Annotated in this window: 14 protein-coding genes; 9 read left to right on the forward strand and 5 right to left on the reverse strand. The window is 69.7% G+C overall.

Annotated elements, in window-relative coordinates:
• Positions 1-90: 90 nt before the first annotated feature.
• From AMYBE_RS0137925 to AMYBE_RS0137935, 3 genes are all read right to left on the reverse strand, one after another.
• Positions 91-1,305 carry a cytochrome P450 gene (locus tag AMYBE_RS0137925; RefSeq protein ID WP_020664624.1) on the reverse strand — a complete coding sequence of 405 codons (1,215 nt, stop codon included), beginning with the start codon at positions 1,303-1,305 and terminating at the stop codon, positions 91-93.
• Positions 1,306-1,397: 92 nt separating this feature from the next.
• Positions 1,398-4,463: an ATP-binding protein gene (locus AMYBE_RS0137930; RefSeq protein ID WP_020664625.1), complete on the reverse strand. Its 3,066-nt coding sequence runs from the start codon at positions 4,461-4,463 to the stop codon at positions 1,398-1,400.
• Positions 4,464-4,492: 29 nt separating this feature from the next.
• On the reverse strand, positions 4,493-5,317 hold the full coding sequence (locus AMYBE_RS0137935) for a DUF4097 family beta strand repeat-containing protein (RefSeq protein ID WP_020664626.1): 825 nt from the start codon (positions 5,315-5,317) through the stop codon (positions 4,493-4,495).
• A gap of 355 nt (positions 5,318-5,672) precedes the next feature.
• Between AMYBE_RS0137935 and AMYBE_RS0137940 the strand changes: the two genes are divergently transcribed.
• Positions 5,673-6,068: a hypothetical protein gene (locus tag AMYBE_RS0137940; RefSeq protein WP_020664627.1), complete on the forward strand. Its 396-nt coding sequence runs from the start codon at positions 5,673-5,675 to the stop codon at positions 6,066-6,068.
• 342 nt (positions 6,069-6,410) lie between these two features.
• Entirely contained in the window at positions 6,411-6,584 is a 174-nt protein-coding gene (locus AMYBE_RS45305; protein ID WP_020664628.1) for a hypothetical protein, read from the forward strand.
• A 22-nt stretch (positions 6,585-6,606) separates the two neighbouring features.
• Here the strand turns inward: AMYBE_RS45305 and AMYBE_RS0137950 are convergent, their stop codons facing one another.
• Together AMYBE_RS0137950 and AMYBE_RS43595 are read right to left on the reverse strand one after the other, a co-directional pair.
• Entirely contained in the window at positions 6,607-6,876 is a 270-nt protein-coding gene (locus tag AMYBE_RS0137950; protein ID WP_020664629.1) for a hypothetical protein, read from the reverse strand.
• A gap of 475 nt (positions 6,877-7,351) precedes the next feature.
• The gene (locus AMYBE_RS43595) at positions 7,352-7,999 is read right to left on the reverse strand and encodes a hypothetical protein (protein WP_051124841.1); all 648 of its coding nucleotides are present in this window, start codon (positions 7,997-7,999) and stop codon (positions 7,352-7,354) included.
• Between the two features lie 529 nt (positions 8,000-8,528).
• Here AMYBE_RS43595 and AMYBE_RS0137965 point away from each other — a divergent pair.
• The 7 genes from AMYBE_RS0137965 (at position 8,529) to AMYBE_RS0137995 (ending at position 15,743) form a co-directional block, all read left to right on the forward strand.
• Positions 8,529-9,182, forward strand: a complete 654-nt coding sequence (locus AMYBE_RS0137965) for a response regulator (protein WP_020664632.1) — start codon at positions 8,529-8,531, stop codon at positions 9,180-9,182.
• Positions 9,183-9,803: a trimeric intracellular cation channel family protein gene (locus tag AMYBE_RS0137970; protein WP_020664633.1), complete on the forward strand. Its 621-nt coding sequence runs from the start codon at positions 9,183-9,185 to the stop codon at positions 9,801-9,803.
• Between the two features lie 106 nt (positions 9,804-9,909).
• Positions 9,910-10,602, forward strand: coding sequence for a response regulator transcription factor (locus AMYBE_RS0137975; protein WP_020664634.1), 693 nt, complete (start codon positions 9,910-9,912; stop codon positions 10,600-10,602).
• Between the two features lie 101 nt (positions 10,603-10,703).
• Positions 10,704-12,053: a sensor histidine kinase gene (locus tag AMYBE_RS0137980; protein ID WP_051125044.1), complete on the forward strand. Its 1,350-nt coding sequence runs from the start codon at positions 10,704-10,706 to the stop codon at positions 12,051-12,053.
• Positions 12,054-12,176: 123 nt separating this feature from the next.
• Complete coding sequence (locus AMYBE_RS0137985) at positions 12,177-12,977, forward strand: DeoR/GlpR family DNA-binding transcription regulator (RefSeq protein WP_027928441.1); 801 nt, start codon at positions 12,177-12,179, stop codon at positions 12,975-12,977.
• On the forward strand, positions 12,974-14,044 hold the full coding sequence (gene galT, locus AMYBE_RS0137990; protein ID WP_020664637.1) for a galactose-1-phosphate uridylyltransferase: 1,071 nt from the start codon (positions 12,974-12,976) through the stop codon (positions 14,042-14,044). Before AMYBE_RS0137985 ends, galT begins: the two co-directional genes overlap by 4 nt.
• A 79-nt stretch (positions 14,045-14,123) precedes the next feature.
• The gene (locus tag AMYBE_RS0137995) at positions 14,124-15,743 is read left to right on the forward strand and encodes a trypsin-like peptidase domain-containing protein (RefSeq protein WP_020664638.1); all 1,620 of its coding nucleotides are present in this window, start codon (positions 14,124-14,126) and stop codon (positions 15,741-15,743) included.
• The last annotated feature ends 183 nt before the right edge of the window (positions 15,744-15,926 follow it).

The raw sequence follows: 15,926 nt of genomic DNA on the forward strand, positions 1-15,926 counted from the left end.
CCGCGCGACGGCAGAGCGCGGGATCTTGCTGTGGCTGCTCGCGGCCTGCGCGCTCAGTGTGACCTTCCGGCGAGCACCCGGACAGTGCGGTCAGGCCCAGGTGACCGGGAGTTCGTGGACACCGTAGATGTTCATGTTGGTGCGGAGCGGCACCTCGGCGGCCGGGACCGCGAGCCGCAGGTCCGGGAACCGGCGCAGCAGACCCTCGAAACCGGCGCGCATCTCGATGCGGGCCAGCTGCTGGCCCAGGCATTGGTGGATGCCGTGGCCGAAGGCCACCTGCCCGCGGACCTTGCGGTGCACGTCGAGCGCGTCGGGGTTCTCGAAGCGGTTCGGGTCGCGGTTGGCGGCGAGCAGAGAGACGACAACGGTCGAGCCGGCCGGAATCGTTTCGCCGCCGAGTTCGACGTCCTCCGTCGCGTAGCGATAGAAGATGTCGGCCACCGACAGGTAGCGCATCAGCTCTTCCACTGCGTTGGGAAACAGCGCCGGGTCGGCGCGCAGTTCGGCCAGCTGCGCGGGGTTCTCGAGCAGTGCGAACGCGCCCAGCGACAGCATGTTCGCGGTGGTTTCGTGGCCGGCCAGCAACAGCAGGAACGACATGCCGGTCAGCTCTTCGAGGCTGAGGTCCGCATCGCGGGCGAGATCGGAGAGGATGTCCTCGCCGGGCTCGGCGCGCTTGCCCGCGCACAGTTGGCCGAGGTAGCCCATCATCGCGCCGAACGCGGCCATCTTGTCTTCGAGGTTCACGTCCCGCTCCATGAACTTCGAAGAGTTCGCCTGGAAGGTCTCGCGGTCGGCATACGGAACGCCGAGCAGTTCGCAGATCACCAGCGACGGCACCGGAAGCGCGAACTCCCGTACGAGATCCACCGGCGGCGCCAGCCGCGCGAGCGCGTCCAGCTGCTGTTCGGTGATCGCGATGATGCCGTCTTCGAGCTGCTTCATCCGCTTGACGGTGAACGCGCCGGTGAGCTTGCGCCGCAACCGCGTGTGGTCGGGGGCGTCCATGCTGATGAACAAGCCGGGGATCTGCGGGGACGGCTCGGTGGCGACCGGCATTCCCGGCGTCTCGTACGGCACATGGAGCACGCCGAGGTCCTGGCGGCTGCTGAACCGCGCGTCCGACATCACCTGACGGACCGCGTCGTACCCGGTGACCAGCCAGCCCTGGTGACCGTCCGGGAAGAGCATCGGACTGACCGGGCGGGTCTCGCGCAGTGCGGTGATCGCGGCGGGCGGGTCGAACGGGCCGGCGTCGCGGTCCATCGGAAGGCCGTGGACGGGGAAAACCTGCTGGCTCATCGGAAATCCTCTCGCGGTGGCTTGGTGTCACCACGATCGCCGAGAGGTCAGACACCGGGCTGTCACGGCACTGACACGAGCTAAGAACCGCGTCAGGGCGCGAGCGGCGCCGCGACCAGCTCGGTCCACTCGCCCGTCCTGCCCTCCCGGGTGGCCCGGTCGAACGCTTCGTCGCCGAGGTGGCGGCGCGCCTCCTGTTCGATTCGCGTCACATCGGGATTCGACAGGTCCGTCCGGCCGAGCACGTGCGCGCCCGCCGCCAGCAGCCGCGCGGCGTGGTCGTGCTGCGCACGCCGCAGCGCCAGATCCGCGACCCCGACGACCGTCTGTGCGATCACTGGCGCGCGGCCGGTCTCCGCCGCTGCACGGCAGGCCGCCGCACGGTGTTCGCGCGCCTCGTCCAGGTCAGCGGCGAACCAGGCGTGCAGGTCGTGCGCCGCGGCCTGGAGATGCGGCTGCTGCGCTTCCTCTCCCAGCAGGTTCATCGCCCGGCCGAACTGGGCGAAGGCATCCTGCTGGTCGCCGTTCCACCGGGCCAGCTCCGCCCGGACCAGTGCGAGCGAAGCCAGCGTTCCGGGCCAGGTGACGCCTTCCGCGAGGCTTTCCGCTTCGGCCATCGCTGCGGCGCTGGCGTCCTTGTCGCCCGCGAGCCAGTGCAGCCGGGCCTGCCGCATCCGCATCTGGGCGACGTCGTCCAGTGCTTCCAGCTCGGTGACGACGGCGACCGCCTGATCGAAGTGCTCGTTCGCCTCGGCGAACTCGCCGCGCATGGCGATGCAGTCGGCCAGTTCGGACTGTGCGAACGAGATCCCGAACCGTTCGCCGAGCACCCGGAACTCGACCAGCGACTCGTCGAACCAGGCTTCGCAGTCCTGACCGAGCATCATTCGCATCTTGCCGATGTGCAGCCGGGACAACGCTCGTACCCACGGATCCTCGTCGTCGAGCAGCGACTCCCAGGCCGGCAGGAGCCCGTCCATGTCGCGCAGCATCATTTCCAGCGGCACCACCAGCCGCAGCGCCGCGTGGTAGTGCCTGCCGTGCTTGCCGAACTCGTACGCCTGGTGGATCCACTCCGCCGCTTCCGGCACGTCGCCCGGGCCCGAAGTGACGAACATCGAGGTCAGGGCGTACACCACGGCTTTGATCTCGTCAGGCACCTCGCCCGGAACCGCGATCGCGGCGGTGATCAGCTCCATGCCCTCGGCCTTGCGGCCCACGAGCCACCAGTACCAGCCGCAGCCGGCCGCGAGCCGCATCGCAGCGTGCGCGTCGCCGGCCTCGACCGCGCCGCGCGCCGCCGAGACGAGATTGTCGTGCTCTGCCTTGAGGACGGTGAGCCACTCCAGCTGCTCGGCGCGGCGCAGGTGTGGTTCCGCGGTCTCGGCCAGCTCGGTGAAATACGCGCGATGCGCCCGCCGGGCGAGGTCGGTCTCCCCGGCTTCAGCGAGCCGGGCGGCGCTGTACTCCTTGATCGTGCCGAGCATCCGATACCGCGGCGCGCCTTCGCCGAACGCGACGAGCAGCGACTTGTCGCTCAACGCGGCAAGCAGGTCCAGTACCTCGTACTCGTCGACCAGATCGCCCGCGCAGACCCGTTCCGCCGCCTCCAAGCTCGCGCCGCCGGCGAAGACCGACAGCCTGCTGAGCACCATTCGTTCGCCGTCGCTGAGCAGCTCCCAGCTCCAGTCGACCATGGCGCGCAAGGTCCGATGCCGGGGCAGCGCGGTGCGGCTGCCGCCGGTCAGCAGCCGGAACCGGTCGTCGAGGCGGTCCGCGAGCTGCTCGGCGGACATCGTGCGGAGCCGGACCGCGGCCAGTTCGATCGCGAGCGGCATCCCGTCCAGCGCGGTGCAGATGCGTGCCAGCGTCCGGTCGTCGGCGAGGTCCTGGCGTCGCGTCGTCGTCCGGTCCCGCAGCAGCTGGACGGCCTCGGCTTCGGCGAGCGGTTCGACCGGCCACAACGTCTCTCCGGTGATCCCCAGCGGTTCTCTGCTGGTCGCGAGAATCCTCAACCCCCGGCACTCGCCGAGCAACCGATGCGCGAGCGCGGCCGCGGCCTCGATGACGTGCTCGCAGTTGTCCAGTACCAGCAACGTTTCCCGGTCGCGGATCGCGGAGACCAGCCGGTCCGCCGGGTCCGCGGAGGAAGCTTCGCCGAGCAGCGCGTCACGCAGACCGAGTCCGGACAGCGCGGCCTGCGCGACATCGTCGCCGGTTCCGATGGCGGCCAGCTCCACCAGCCACGCGCCGTGCCGCAGGTCGGCGACCAACGTCCGGGCGGTTTCCGATGCCAGCCTGGTCTTTCCAGAACCGCCGGGCCCGATCAGGGTGGTGAGCCGATGCTCCGATACCAGGGCGCGCACCGCGGCTACATCAGCCTCTTTGCCGACATAGCTGGTGAACTCGGCGCGCAGGTTCGTCTTGCGGTTTTCCTCGCGCCGTCCCACCTCGCCTCGCAGCAGCGCGACGTGCAACGCGGACAGTTCGGGCGACGGGTCCGCGCCCAGCTCTTCGGCCAGCGTTTCCCTGATGCGCTGAAACGCTTGCAACGCTTCGGTATTGCGGCCCGCGGCGGCGAGCGCACGCATCAGTGCGGCGACGAGCTTCTCCCGCACCGGGTGCGCGGCCACCAGATCCGTCAGTTCCGCTACGAGTTCCGCGCCGCGGCCGAGATCGATCTCTGCTTCGGCCCGGTCTTCGACGGCCGCCAGGCGCAGGGCTTCGAGCCGGGTGGCAGCCGCATCGAACGCCTCGCTGCCTTGCAAGCCGACGTCCTGCATCGCCGGACCGCGCCACAACTCCAGCGCTTCGCGCAGCCGCCCAGGCCCGCGCCCGTCCCGGGCCTGGGCAACGAGCCGCTCGAATCGCACCGCGTCGACCGCGTCCGCGTCGACCGCCAGCCGGTACCCGTCCGTCAGCCCTTCTACCGCGGCACCCGGCAATGCCTTGCGCAGTCGAGAAACCAGGCGTTGCAGGGCGTTCGCGGCCTCGGCGGGCGGATGCTCGCCCCAGATCCAGTCGATCAGCGTCGCCTTCGGGACCACTCGGCCCGGCCGCAACGCGAGGGCGACGAGCAGCCCGCGCAGCCGCGCGCCCGGAACCTCGGCCACGTCGCCGTCGCGGACCTCGAACGGACCCAGGATCTTGATCTGCACCTGCCCGATCCTGCCATCCGATCGGGCGGTCAGACAGCGGAAAAGAGGACGATGTCGTCGAGCCGGGTGCGAGCGTGGACCCTGAGCGTGACGTTGGAGTTCTCCGGCGTGCCGAGGCTGCTGCGCACCAGGCCTTTCGCGCTCTTCGCGTCCACGTCGGCGGCGGTGCCCGCGCTGACGCCGACCTCGATCCCGCCGGCCGCGTTCGACAGCTCGACCTGGCCGCGCGTAACCCTCCCGATCCGGATCGGGCAATTGGCCGCCTTGGCGAGGACACTCCCGTCGGCCGTGCCGATGTCGAAGCTGCCGTTCGAGCCGCCGAGGTCGACGTCGGACTTGGCATGGCCGATCCAGACCTTGCCGCTCGTGCCCTGGTAGTGGAGCGCGCCGTCGACCTCTCCGATCCGCAGGCCTGCCACACTGCCCTCGATGAGCGCGTCGCCGACGACGCGGTCGACCGAGAGCCCGCCCGCGCCGAGGTTGCCGCGCAGTGCGGCGACCCGGTCGAACCGGACCTGGCCCGAGCCGATGTTGACCTCGCAGTCGCCGAGGACGCCGTCCGCCCGCACCTCGGTCCACGCCGTGTTCAGGACCAGCTTGGATCCGGCGGGCAGTTCGATCACGATGTCGACGGAGCCGTGCTGGCTGCCGGACTTGGTCGTCTTGACGGCCAGCACGCCGTCGGCGAAGTCGACCTTGGTCTTCTCGGCGACCTTCACGTCGATGGAATTCGCCGCGTCGACGGGCTGTACCCGCACGACCGTATCGGTGCGCTCGCTCGCGGTGATCCGGACGCGGGCACCGGCGGTGGTCAGGGTGGCGGTGATGGGGTTCGGGGTGGTGAACGTGGACATTTTCGGTCTCCCTGGCTGGCCGGTGGTTCGTTGTGACCACATTCGCCTGCTGGGCGGACACCCGGCTGTCACGGCTCAGACACCGGGCGGGGGCCGATGTCAGGACTGGGTGTCTACGGCTCGCGGCCGAACGGAAGCGGCTCGGTTCTTGTGGCATTCGTTCGTGGTGAGTGCGGTATGGGTGAAGCCGCCGAGGTTGGCAGCAACTGGCCCAACCGGCCACGAGTTCTCACAGCGGGACACGAGCGTGGGCAGGTGACGCTGGCTCGTACACCAAATGTCATCGGCAACCCAGGGACTGCGACCCTCAGAGCGCCATGCTACTATTTGCTAATAAAGTAGAGAGGATTGAATCTTGAAACAGCTGGACCTGACGGACGGCGACTACGGTCGAGTCATGCTGCTCGCGCGTGCCTGGCAGATTTCAGGCGGGGAGGTCGTGCGGCGACTGCTCGACGACTTCGTCAACACTGCTGGGCCTGCCGCGGAGACGGGACAGCGGCCGGCGAATGACGGGGTGCCTATCTATGCTGAATATGGTGGCGCTCGCGTCGAGGCGATCTACTACAAAGGTACGAAGCGAGTTGACATCACAAGCGGCGTGCTCGCCGGGCGTTCGTACAAGAGTCCCAGCGGTGCCGCAATGGGAGTCGTTCAGGCGCTCAACCCCAATGTTCATAACAACCGCAATGGGTGGTCGTTCTGGTTCATTGCCGAGAGCGGGGAGGCTCTGCAGACGATTCGGCCGTAGTCGATCAAGCACCGATTTGGTCGCCTGTGCAGCACGCTCGTGCAGGCAGGGGCGAAATCAGACTCGTCTCCTCACTTCTTCGGCTCGCGCCGAATCTGGGCCGGACATCCTCCGGTCCCGTTCCTCGGATGACCTGGCCCAGCTGCTGGCCGGACGAGGCTCGCGACTTCTCCACCGGACGAGCCTCGCGTTTCGGCTGGCCCGCGTCCGTCGTCGAGGGCGTCGCCGTGAACGTCGAATACCTCCGCCTGCATGACGGCAGCGACTGTGAGCGGGCCCATTTCTCATACTCGGGGGGATTCGGCGTGGCTGTGCTAGACGGTCGAAGACCGCGGCGCGCTGGTGGCGATCCGGCAGGTCGAGCTCGGTGCGGAGGGCGTGCGGCGGCGGTACTGGTGGCAGCGCCGAAAAGCCGACCACGGCATGCCGACCGACCAGCCGATCGACCCGGCCGACGAGGTGGACCGGATCGACGTGGCAGAGTTCGCAGCGGCCTGGGGAGAGGCCGAGCATTGAGCAGTGGAGCGCGTTGCCCGGATCAGGACGCGGGAGGCTCGTCCACCGCACGCTCGTTCCGTTCGTCGATCACCCAGGCCAGTTTCTTGATCAACGTCCACCCCGCGTCGACCTGCAGGCGCGGGTACTCGTACCCCAGGACGCCCTTGCCCGCGACGCCGAGGTGACCGCGAAGCGCCTGTGCCACCCCGATGACCAGTTCGGGCTCGGACGCCCCCGCCAGCCGGTCGAGGGTCCAGTCGTGCACCAGCTTCCCCGGGACGCCCGCCATCACGCCGCCGACAGTCAGCACCAGAAGCCGCTGCGAGGTGACGGACAGGGAGAGCCGACCCGGCGCACTGACCGGCTGCGGAGGATCTCGGTCTGCCCCTTGCGAGCGGCCAACGCCATTCCCGCCATCCCGGCGAGTCCGCCGATCCTGGCCGCGCCGGCGACCATGGTGTTCCGCACCCCGCCGACCCGGAAGGCGAGCGCGGTGGTGAACGGCCGCTCGTCAGCCTGGAGAAACTTGCCGAGTCGACGTGTGATCTTCTCCCGCTGCGTCAGGCGTCACGTGCCTTTCCCGTTGGCAGTGTGGAAATTCTACTGTCCACCACCGATAGACCGGATCATGGAGGCAACGGCCATAAGCGGAATCGCCTGCCATGACGGCATTTCGACCCTGCCGGCCGCGACGGGTTCGTGCGTTCGGTCGCAGCGGCTTGTGATCTGGCCGGACCGCGGAACGAATTCTCCTCACGGCCTCCATGCCGTGGCCCCGGACGCGATTACTCCGGCCGGGGTCCGGCCTGCGGCAGGTGTCCCGGCTGTTGCGGGAATCCCGGCGGAGGCGGTGTTGCCGGCTGGGCGTAGTCCGGTGGATACCCCTGCTGCTGGAACCCAGGTGTTTGCGGATGTGTCGGCGGTGGGAACCCGGGTGCCTGCGGATACCCCGGCGGGAAGGTGGCAGTCTGCGGATAGCCGGATCGCTGGGACCCTTGTCCCGGCTGGAATCCCGGTTGCTGGGCCGCTGACCACGCGGGGAACCCGGACGGTGGCTGTCCGCCTGTGCCCTGCCCGATCGGCATCTGCTCGCCGGACTCCGTCGAGGCGGTACCGCGCCTGCGCACCCGCCGGATCGCCACGACCAGCCGCCAGCCACAGCCGGCCGCGATCACGCCGCCGACACCGGCGGTGATCCAGTTGCCGCCGTTGTTGAAGCTTTTCGCGCTGTCGATCTGGTCCTGCAGCTTCTCCTCGTAGGTGTGCTGGCTCTTCTGTCCGTACGAGGTTTCCTCGCAGTAGGTGCCCGGCCGCATTTCCTCGCCGCCGCACAGCACCTTGCCACCGGTGGTGTCGCCGGTGCTGAACAAGCCGATCGCGACCAGGCCCAAACCGAACAGCAGTCCGATCGACCACCAGATCACACTCTTCACAGTTGCCCCCTTTGGCTCGATCCGGCCAGCAAGGGCACAGGAGACCACAAACCGGACTGTGACGCGTCAAAAATGGATGTCACACCCCCGAATGGACGAGTAATCCGAGGTCAGCGCCCCTGGCCGTTGGGCTCAGCTCGCGCTCTGCCGTTGTGGAAAGGACCAGAGGGGTGCTGTCGTGCCCCCGTTTGCCCGAGTCCGGCTCGGCCGCCGCGCCGGAGCGGAGACGCTCGCCGGGCTGGTCGGCGTGCGGGATGGTCTGCACCGCGATTCCGGCCGTGGTGCCTGCCGCAGTCCGGTCTCTGTTGGAGCGCGATCTTCCCGCGAGCGGCGGACCGTGAGACTCTTCGCAATGGATCACTCAAGTGGGTGACCCCGGGATGGAGGCAATGCCCGGTCCGGGCCGCTCCGGTGGACGAGTCTCGTCACCTGGTCGTGTCTGGTTTCGAAAGCATGAACAACAGTAGGTAATCTTCCGTAACGGGTGCGGGGAGCCGCCTCCAAACCCACGGGCTGCCGGAGGGCTTCGTTGATCAAGCTCATGTTCGCCGACGACGAGGAACTGGTTCGGTCAGGGCTGCGCGCCATGATGTCCGGTGCTGCGGACATCGAAATCGTGGGCGAGGCCAGCGACGGCAGATCAGCGGTCGAGGTAGCCCGCCGCTATCACCCGGACGTCGCGCTGCTCGACATCAAGATGCGCGCGCCCGACGACGGCATTCGCGCGCTCCGGGCGATCCTGGCGCTGCCCGATCCGCCCACCGTCGCCATGCTGACCACCTTCGACATCGACGAGTACGTCAGCCTTGCGCTGCGGCTCGGCGCCAACGGCTTCCTGCTGAAGGACATCGATCCGGCGGCGCTGCTGCGCGCGGTCCGCGACCTCGCCAAGGGCGGTGCCGTCCTGGACCCGGGCGTGGCCGTGCGGATGGTGCAGAGCCACCGCGACGAGCAGCGGGCCGCCCAGCCGGCGCGCAAGCTGCTGGCCTCGCTGTCCGAACGCGAACGCGAGGTCGTCGCGCTGATCGGCCAGGGCCTTTCGAACGCCGAGATCGGCGGGCGGCTGCACCTGTCCGAGGCGACCGTCAAGGGGTATGTCTCGGCGGTGCTGTCGAAGATCGGCGCCGCCAACCGGGTGCAGGCCGCGCTGCTGGCCTACCGCGGCGGACTCATCGACCAGTAGATGCTGCTGACCGCGCTCGAGTTCCTCGGGCTGGTGGCGTTCGCCGCGTCCGGTGCGCTGGCCGCGGTCCGGGCGCGGCTGGACGTGTTCGGCGTCGTCGTGGTCGGCCTGACCACGGCGCTCGGCGGCGGCATCATGCGCGACGTGCTCCTCGGCATCCACCCGCCGACGACCCTGCGCAACTGGCCTTACCTGGCCGTGTGCGCGGTGACGGCACTGGTGGTGTTCGCCTTCCATCCGCAGGTCGCCCGTCTGCGGCACGCGGTGCTGCTCGCCGACGCGGTCGGGCTGGGAGTGTTCGCCACGGCCGGGACCACGGTGGCGATCAACGCCGGGACCGCCGGGTACGCCGCCTGCCTGATCGGGATGACGAGCGGCATCGGCGGCGGCGCGGTCCGCGACCTGCTGCTGCGGGAGATCCCGCTCGTGCTGCGCAAGGAGATCTATGCGATGGCCGCGCTGACCGGCGCGGTGTGCGTGTGGATCGGGCACGACCTGCATCTCCCGGCGGGAGTGGTCACGACCTTCTCCGCGGTGGTCGTGGTGGCGATCCGCGTGCTGACTCTGTGGCGGCATTGGAACGCGCCGGTCGCCCGGCCGCCGGAGGAGCACTCTCAGTGAGCGGAGGAGCTTCCGTCACTGTTACCTCGGGCACGTCGCCAGCCCTCTTTGTGTGTTCTGCGTGTGTTCTTAGGCGGGTCTCAGCACTCTGAGCAAGACTGACGGCATGCGCATCCTCGTGGTGGACGACGACCGTGCCGTCCGTGAATCGCTCAGGCGGTCTTTGGAGTTCAACGGCTACACCGTGGAGCTCGCGAGCGATGGTGCGCAGGCGTTGGAGGCGATCCTGGCCAATCGGCCGGATGCGATGGTCCTGGACGTCATGATGCCGCGGCTGGACGGGCTCGAGGTGGCCCGACGGCTCCGCAGCACCGGCGACGACCTGCCGATTCTCGTGCTGACCGCGCGGGACACCGTCTCCGACCGGGTCTCCGGCCTCGACGCGGGTGCCGCCGACTACCTGCCGAAACCGTTCGCCCTGGAGGAACTGCTCGCCCGGCTGCGTGCGCTGCTGCGCCGCGCGGTCCCGGACGGGCAGCAGGGCGAGACGTCCGAGGTGCTCTCGTTCGGCGATCTGACGCTGGACCCGGGTACTCGCGAGGTCCGCCGCGGCGGTCGCGAGATCAGTCTCACCCGTACCGAGTTCGCGCTGCTCGAGCTGTTCCTCTCGTACCCCAAGCACGTGCTGACCCGCGGAAGGATCCTGGAGGAAGTATGGGGTTACGACTTCCCGACGTCGGGCAACGCACTGGAGGTCTACGTCGGCTACTTGCGCCGCAAGACGGAAGCGGACGGCGAGCCGAGGCTGATCCACACGGTGCGTGGAGTGGGGTACGTCCTGCGCGAGACTCCGCCGTGACCGATCCGGCCGCCGCCCAGTCCGGTTCCGCCGGAGAGCCCGGAGAGCACGGACAGGTCCCCGACCCGCGCGGCACCCGGTGGAGCACTCGCCGGTTCTCGCTGCGCGGCCGGGTCACGCTGCTGGCTGCCGCGTGTGTCGCGGGGGCGGTGGCGCTGGTGTCGCTGTGTGCGTACTACGTGGTGCGCGAAAACCTCCTGAACCAGCTCGACGACAGCTTGCTCGCCCGAGCGGAAGCCGCGGCGAATTCACCTCAGGTGCCGACTTCCCAGCTGCGCGAAGTGCCGGGTGCTCTGCTGGCCAGCGCGGACCTGCAAATCGGTGCGCTCAACGGCATCACCGGCGACCTGATCTACCCGCAACCAGGTACCCGGCCGCCGGTGGGGCCGCAGGAAATGAGCGTCGCGACCGGCGTGCTGCCGCAGTCGATCCGGACCGACCTGACCACCAACATGCGGGTCGCCGCGGTGCCGCTCGGGCACGGTCAGGCGATCGTGCTGGCGCAGTCGATGGCGCCGACGATGCGCGCGCTGAACCAGCTGGCCCTGGTGCTGTTCCTGGTCGGTGGTGCGGGGATCGTGGTGGCCGCGGGTGCGGGCACGGCGGTCGCGCGCGCCGGGTTGCGGCCGGTCGACCGGCTGACGTCGGCGGCCGAACGCGTGGCCGCGACAGGCGACCTGCGACCGATTCCGGTGAGCGGCGACGACGAGCTCGCCCGGCTCACGCACAGCTTCAACATCATGCTCGGCACGGTCGCGGAATCGCAGGAACGGCAGCGGCAGCTGGTCGCCGACGCCGGCCACGAGCTGCGCACTCCGCTGACGTCCATGCGCACCAACCTCGAACTGCTGCTGTCGGCCAGCCGCCCGGGCGCGCCGTCGCTGCCGGAGGGAGACCGCTCGGAGATCGAGGCCGACATCCGCGGCCAGCTCGACGAGCTCACCCAGTTGATCGGCGACCTCGTGGAACTGGCTCGGCAGGACGAACCGCGCGAGCAGACCGAACGCGTCGACGTCATGGACGTGGTCGAGCGCGCGCTGGACCGGGCCCGGCGGCGGGCGGGCGAGATCGAGTTCGAGGTCTCCCTGCAGCCGTGGGTGCTCACCGGCGACAACAGCTCGCTGGAACGAGCGGTGCTGAACTTGCTGGACAACGCCGTGAAGTTCTCGCCGCCGGGTTCGCGGGTGCGGGTCACGCTGCGTCCGCTCGGCGACGGCACCGCGGTGGTCGAGGTCGCGGACTCCGGCCCTGGCATCGCCGAGGAGGACCTGCCCAAGGTGTTCGACCGCTTCTACCGCTCGTCGGAGGCCCGCACCCTGCCCGGGTCCGGACTCGGGCTGGCGATCGTCAAGCACGCGGCCGAACGGCACGGCGGAACGGTGTACGCGAACCGCGCACCAGAAGGCGGCGCGCTGCTCACCATCCGGCTGCCGGGAGCGCCGGTCGACTGATTTCTCCGCACTGTCCCCGGTTGGCCGTCGCCCAGCCGGGGGACGGCCATCTGCACGTCGCGCACCACCGATGTTGAATCGTGTAGGATTTTGTGCAGTTGATGGTGTGCTTGGGGAGTGGCGGTGCTCGCGCGGCAGCGACAAGCGGTGATCCTCGAGGAAGCACGCCGGGCCGGTGCGGTCCGGGTCAGTGACCTCGTCGCGAGGCTCGGCGTCTCCGACATGACGGTCCGGCGCGATCTCGACGTGCTCGCCGGCCGCGGCCTGGTGGAAAAGGTCTACGGCGGGGCCACTTCGCTGGTCGGCAAGAGCACTGACGAGCCCGGGTTCGAGGCGAAGTCGGTGCGGCAGCGCGCGCAGAAGGAAGCCATCGCCGGACTGGCGGCCACCCTGGTCAAGCCGGGCACCGCGATCGGTCTGTCCGCGGGCACCACCACCTGGACGCTCGCGCACGCGCTCGACGGCGTCGAGGGCCTCACCATCGTCACCAACTCGATCCAGGTCGCCGACGTCCTGCGCAGCTCCGCGCAGCCGGACCGCACGGTGGTGCTCACCGGCGGGGTGCGCACGCCGTCGGACGCGCTGGTCGGCCCGGTCGCCGTGCAGAGCCTGCGGACACTGCACCTGGACCTGGTGTTCCTCGGCGTGCACGGGATGGCCGTCGGCCCCGGCTTCACCACCCCGAACCTCACCGAGAGCGAAACCGACCGCGCGCTTGTGGAGGCCGGCCGGCGGCTCGTGGTGCTGGCCGACCACACGAAGTGGGGCACGGTCGGCATCTCCACGATCGCGGACCTGGAAGAAGCCCAGGTCGTGGTGACCGACGACGGACTGGACAGCTGCGCGCGGGAAGAACTCGCGGAGCGGGTCGGTGAACTTCTGATCGCCGAAACGGCGGAGAACCTCGAGGCAGAAGAAGCGTGAAACGCACTGTGCGACACCTGGCCGACGGCCGGGAAATCATCTATTTCGACCACGACGACGCCAGCGAGCGGCTTGCCGCGGACACCCGGGATCTGCCGCCGGTCGCGGCGGCGTCGGAGATCCGCCGGGATCCGCTGACCGGCGAATGGGTCGCGATGGCGGCGCACCGCCAGACCCGCACGTACAAGCCGCCGGCCGACCTGTGCCCGCTCTGCCCGACCCGGCCCGGCAAGCCGAGCGAAATTCCGGAAGCCGACTACGACGTCGTCGTGTTCGAGAACCGCTTCCCGTCGTTCTCCCAGCAGGCGGCCGGTGAGTCGTCCACTGTGGACGGGCTGGGGCTGGTGCCGTCCGCGCCCGGCCTCGGCCGCTGCGAGGTCGTCTGCTTCACCAGCGACCACGACGGCGCGTTCTCCCGGCTCACTCCGGAGCAGGTGCGGCTCGTGGTCGACGCGTGGGCGGACCGGACCGCCGCGCTGGCCGAGACGCCCGGCGTCGAGCAGGTCTTCCCGTTCGAAAACCGCGGCGAGGAAATCGGCGTCACACTCTCGCATCCGCACGGCCAGATTTACGGGTATCCCTTCGTCACCCCGAAAACCGAACGGATGCTGGCGGTCGCTCGCGAGCACGGCGGTTCGGTGCTTGGCGAGGTGCTGGCCGCCGAGCAGAAGTCCGGCGCCCGAGTCATCGTGACCAGCGAACACTGGACGGCGTTCGTGCCGCCGGCCGCGCGCTGGCCGGTGCACATCCAGATCGTGCCACACCGGCAGATGCCGGATCTGCCGTCGCTAACCGAAGCCGAGCGCGACGACTTCGCCCGCGTGTACCTCGATGTCCTCCGTCGCTGCGACGCGCTGTATGACCGTCCGCTGCCTTACATCGCGGGCTGGCACCAGGCTCCGGTGCGGCGGGACCGGGATCTGTCGTGGCTGCACCTGGAGCTCTTCTCGGTACTCCGCGCCAAAGACAAGCTGAAGTACTTGGCCGGGTCTGAATCCGGCATGGCGGTCTGGATCAACGACGCCACGCCGGAGCAGATCGCGGAACGCCTTCGCGCGGCAGGCTGAGCCAAAGACCCGGCATACTCATCTAGGAAACACAGGTTCGACTCAGGAACCTCTCAGGCCCAGCCGCTTAGGTGAGGACATGACCGAGAACGACCCCCACGCGCCCGGCTCCGCGGCGGGTCGCCAGGACCCGGGTGCCCAGCCGGGCACCGAAGGCCAGGCGGCCTGGCAGCAGACACCAGCACAACCAGCCGCAGAGGGGCAATCGTCCCCGGTCGGACCCGCGACTGGCGGCAGCCAGCCGGAGGCGGGGTCCGCCGGACCGGCTGCCGGTGCGTTCGGCACCGCACCGGAGAGCGCGCCAAACCCGCCGGCTGGTGGCCCGTACGGTGCCGCACCGGAGAGCACGCCGAACCCGTGGTCGGCGCAGGCCGCCAGCGCCCCGCAAGGCGGTTCGGCGCCGCAGCCCGGCGCATCGCCCGCCCAAGGCGCTTCGGCACCGCACAGCGGTCCGGTGCCTGCCGGTGCCCACCCTGGCGCGGGTGAGCCATACAGCGGCCAGTACGCGGCTTACGGAGCCGCCGGGCAGCCGACGCCGCCCACTGGCATCCCGGTCAACCCGTACGGCGCGCCCGGAACCGCCGCCTACGGCGTCCCCCCGCAGCGCGAGAAGAAGAACTCCGCCGGCAAGCTGCTCGCGGGCGTCGCCCTCGTTTCGCTGGTGATCGGCGGCGTGGCGGGCGGGACCGTCGGCTATCTGACCGGCGGGTCGTCCGGTCCTTCGGTGAACGCGCTCGACCAGCCGAAGCCCGCGCAGCAGACCGGGAACGTGCCGGCCGGGTCGGTCGAGTCGGTGGCGCAGAAACTGTCGCCGAGCGTCGTCGAGCTGCAGGTGTCCGGCCGGACCGCGGCGGGCGAAGGCTCCGGCTTCATACTCAGCAACGACGGCTACATCCTCACCAACAACCACGTGGTCGAGGTCGCCGCGAACGGCGGCCAGATCCAGGCGGTGTTCCAGGACGGCAAGAAGGCCGCGGCGAAGGTCGTCGGCCGGGACCCGACCACGGACATCGCGGTGGTCAAGGTGTCCGGCGTCGGCAACCTCACGCCGGTCTCGCTCGGCCGCTCCGACGACCTGCGGGTCGGCCAGCAGGTGGTGGCGATCGGATCGCCCTTCGAGCTGACCGGCACGGTCACCTCCGGCATCGTCAGCTCGCTGCACCGTCCGGTGCAGGCGGGCGGCGACCAGACCGACCAGGCCACCGTGATGGACGCGATCCAGACCGACGCGGCGATCAACCCGGGCAACTCGGGCGGTCCGCTGGCGAACATGGACGGCCAGGTCATCGGCATCAACTCGGCCATCTACAGCCCGAACTCGGGCCGCGGCCAGGGCAGCGGATCCGAGGGCGGCAACGTCGGCATCGGCTTCGCCATCCCGATCGACCAGGCACGCCGCACCGCCGATGACATCATCAAGACCGGCCACGCGAACCAGACGTTCATCGGGGCCAAGGTCGGCGACGCGCCCCAGGGCGGCGCACAGCTCGGCGACATCACGCCGGGCAGCCCGGCGGAGAAGGCCGGCCTGAAGTCCGGTGACGTGGTGACCAAGATCGATTCGCGCGTCATCGACAGCGCCAACACGCTCGTCGCCGCGATCCGCACCCGGGCTCCCGGCGAGCAGGTCACCTTCACCCTGGCCGACGGCCGCACGGTGCAGGTCACCCTGGGCGGACAGCCCGTGCAGGTCAACTAGAACGCTCGGCCGCAGGGCGCGGCCGAGACCAGCCACGGCTCGGACCCCTTCGCCGCGCAGGGGCCGAACCTTTGCAGGCCGCGCGCGACCGGTGCAGCAATGCCGGTCGCGCGTGGTCGTTTTCCTGTCCAGCGAAGAAAACCGGGCACGCGCGCGAAAACACGAAGAGGCTCTCCGTGCCGC

The organism is Amycolatopsis benzoatilytica AK 16/65, from assembly GCF_000383915.1.
In the GTDB taxonomy this organism is placed as follows: domain Bacteria; phylum Actinomycetota; class Actinomycetes; order Mycobacteriales; family Pseudonocardiaceae; genus Amycolatopsis; species Amycolatopsis benzoatilytica.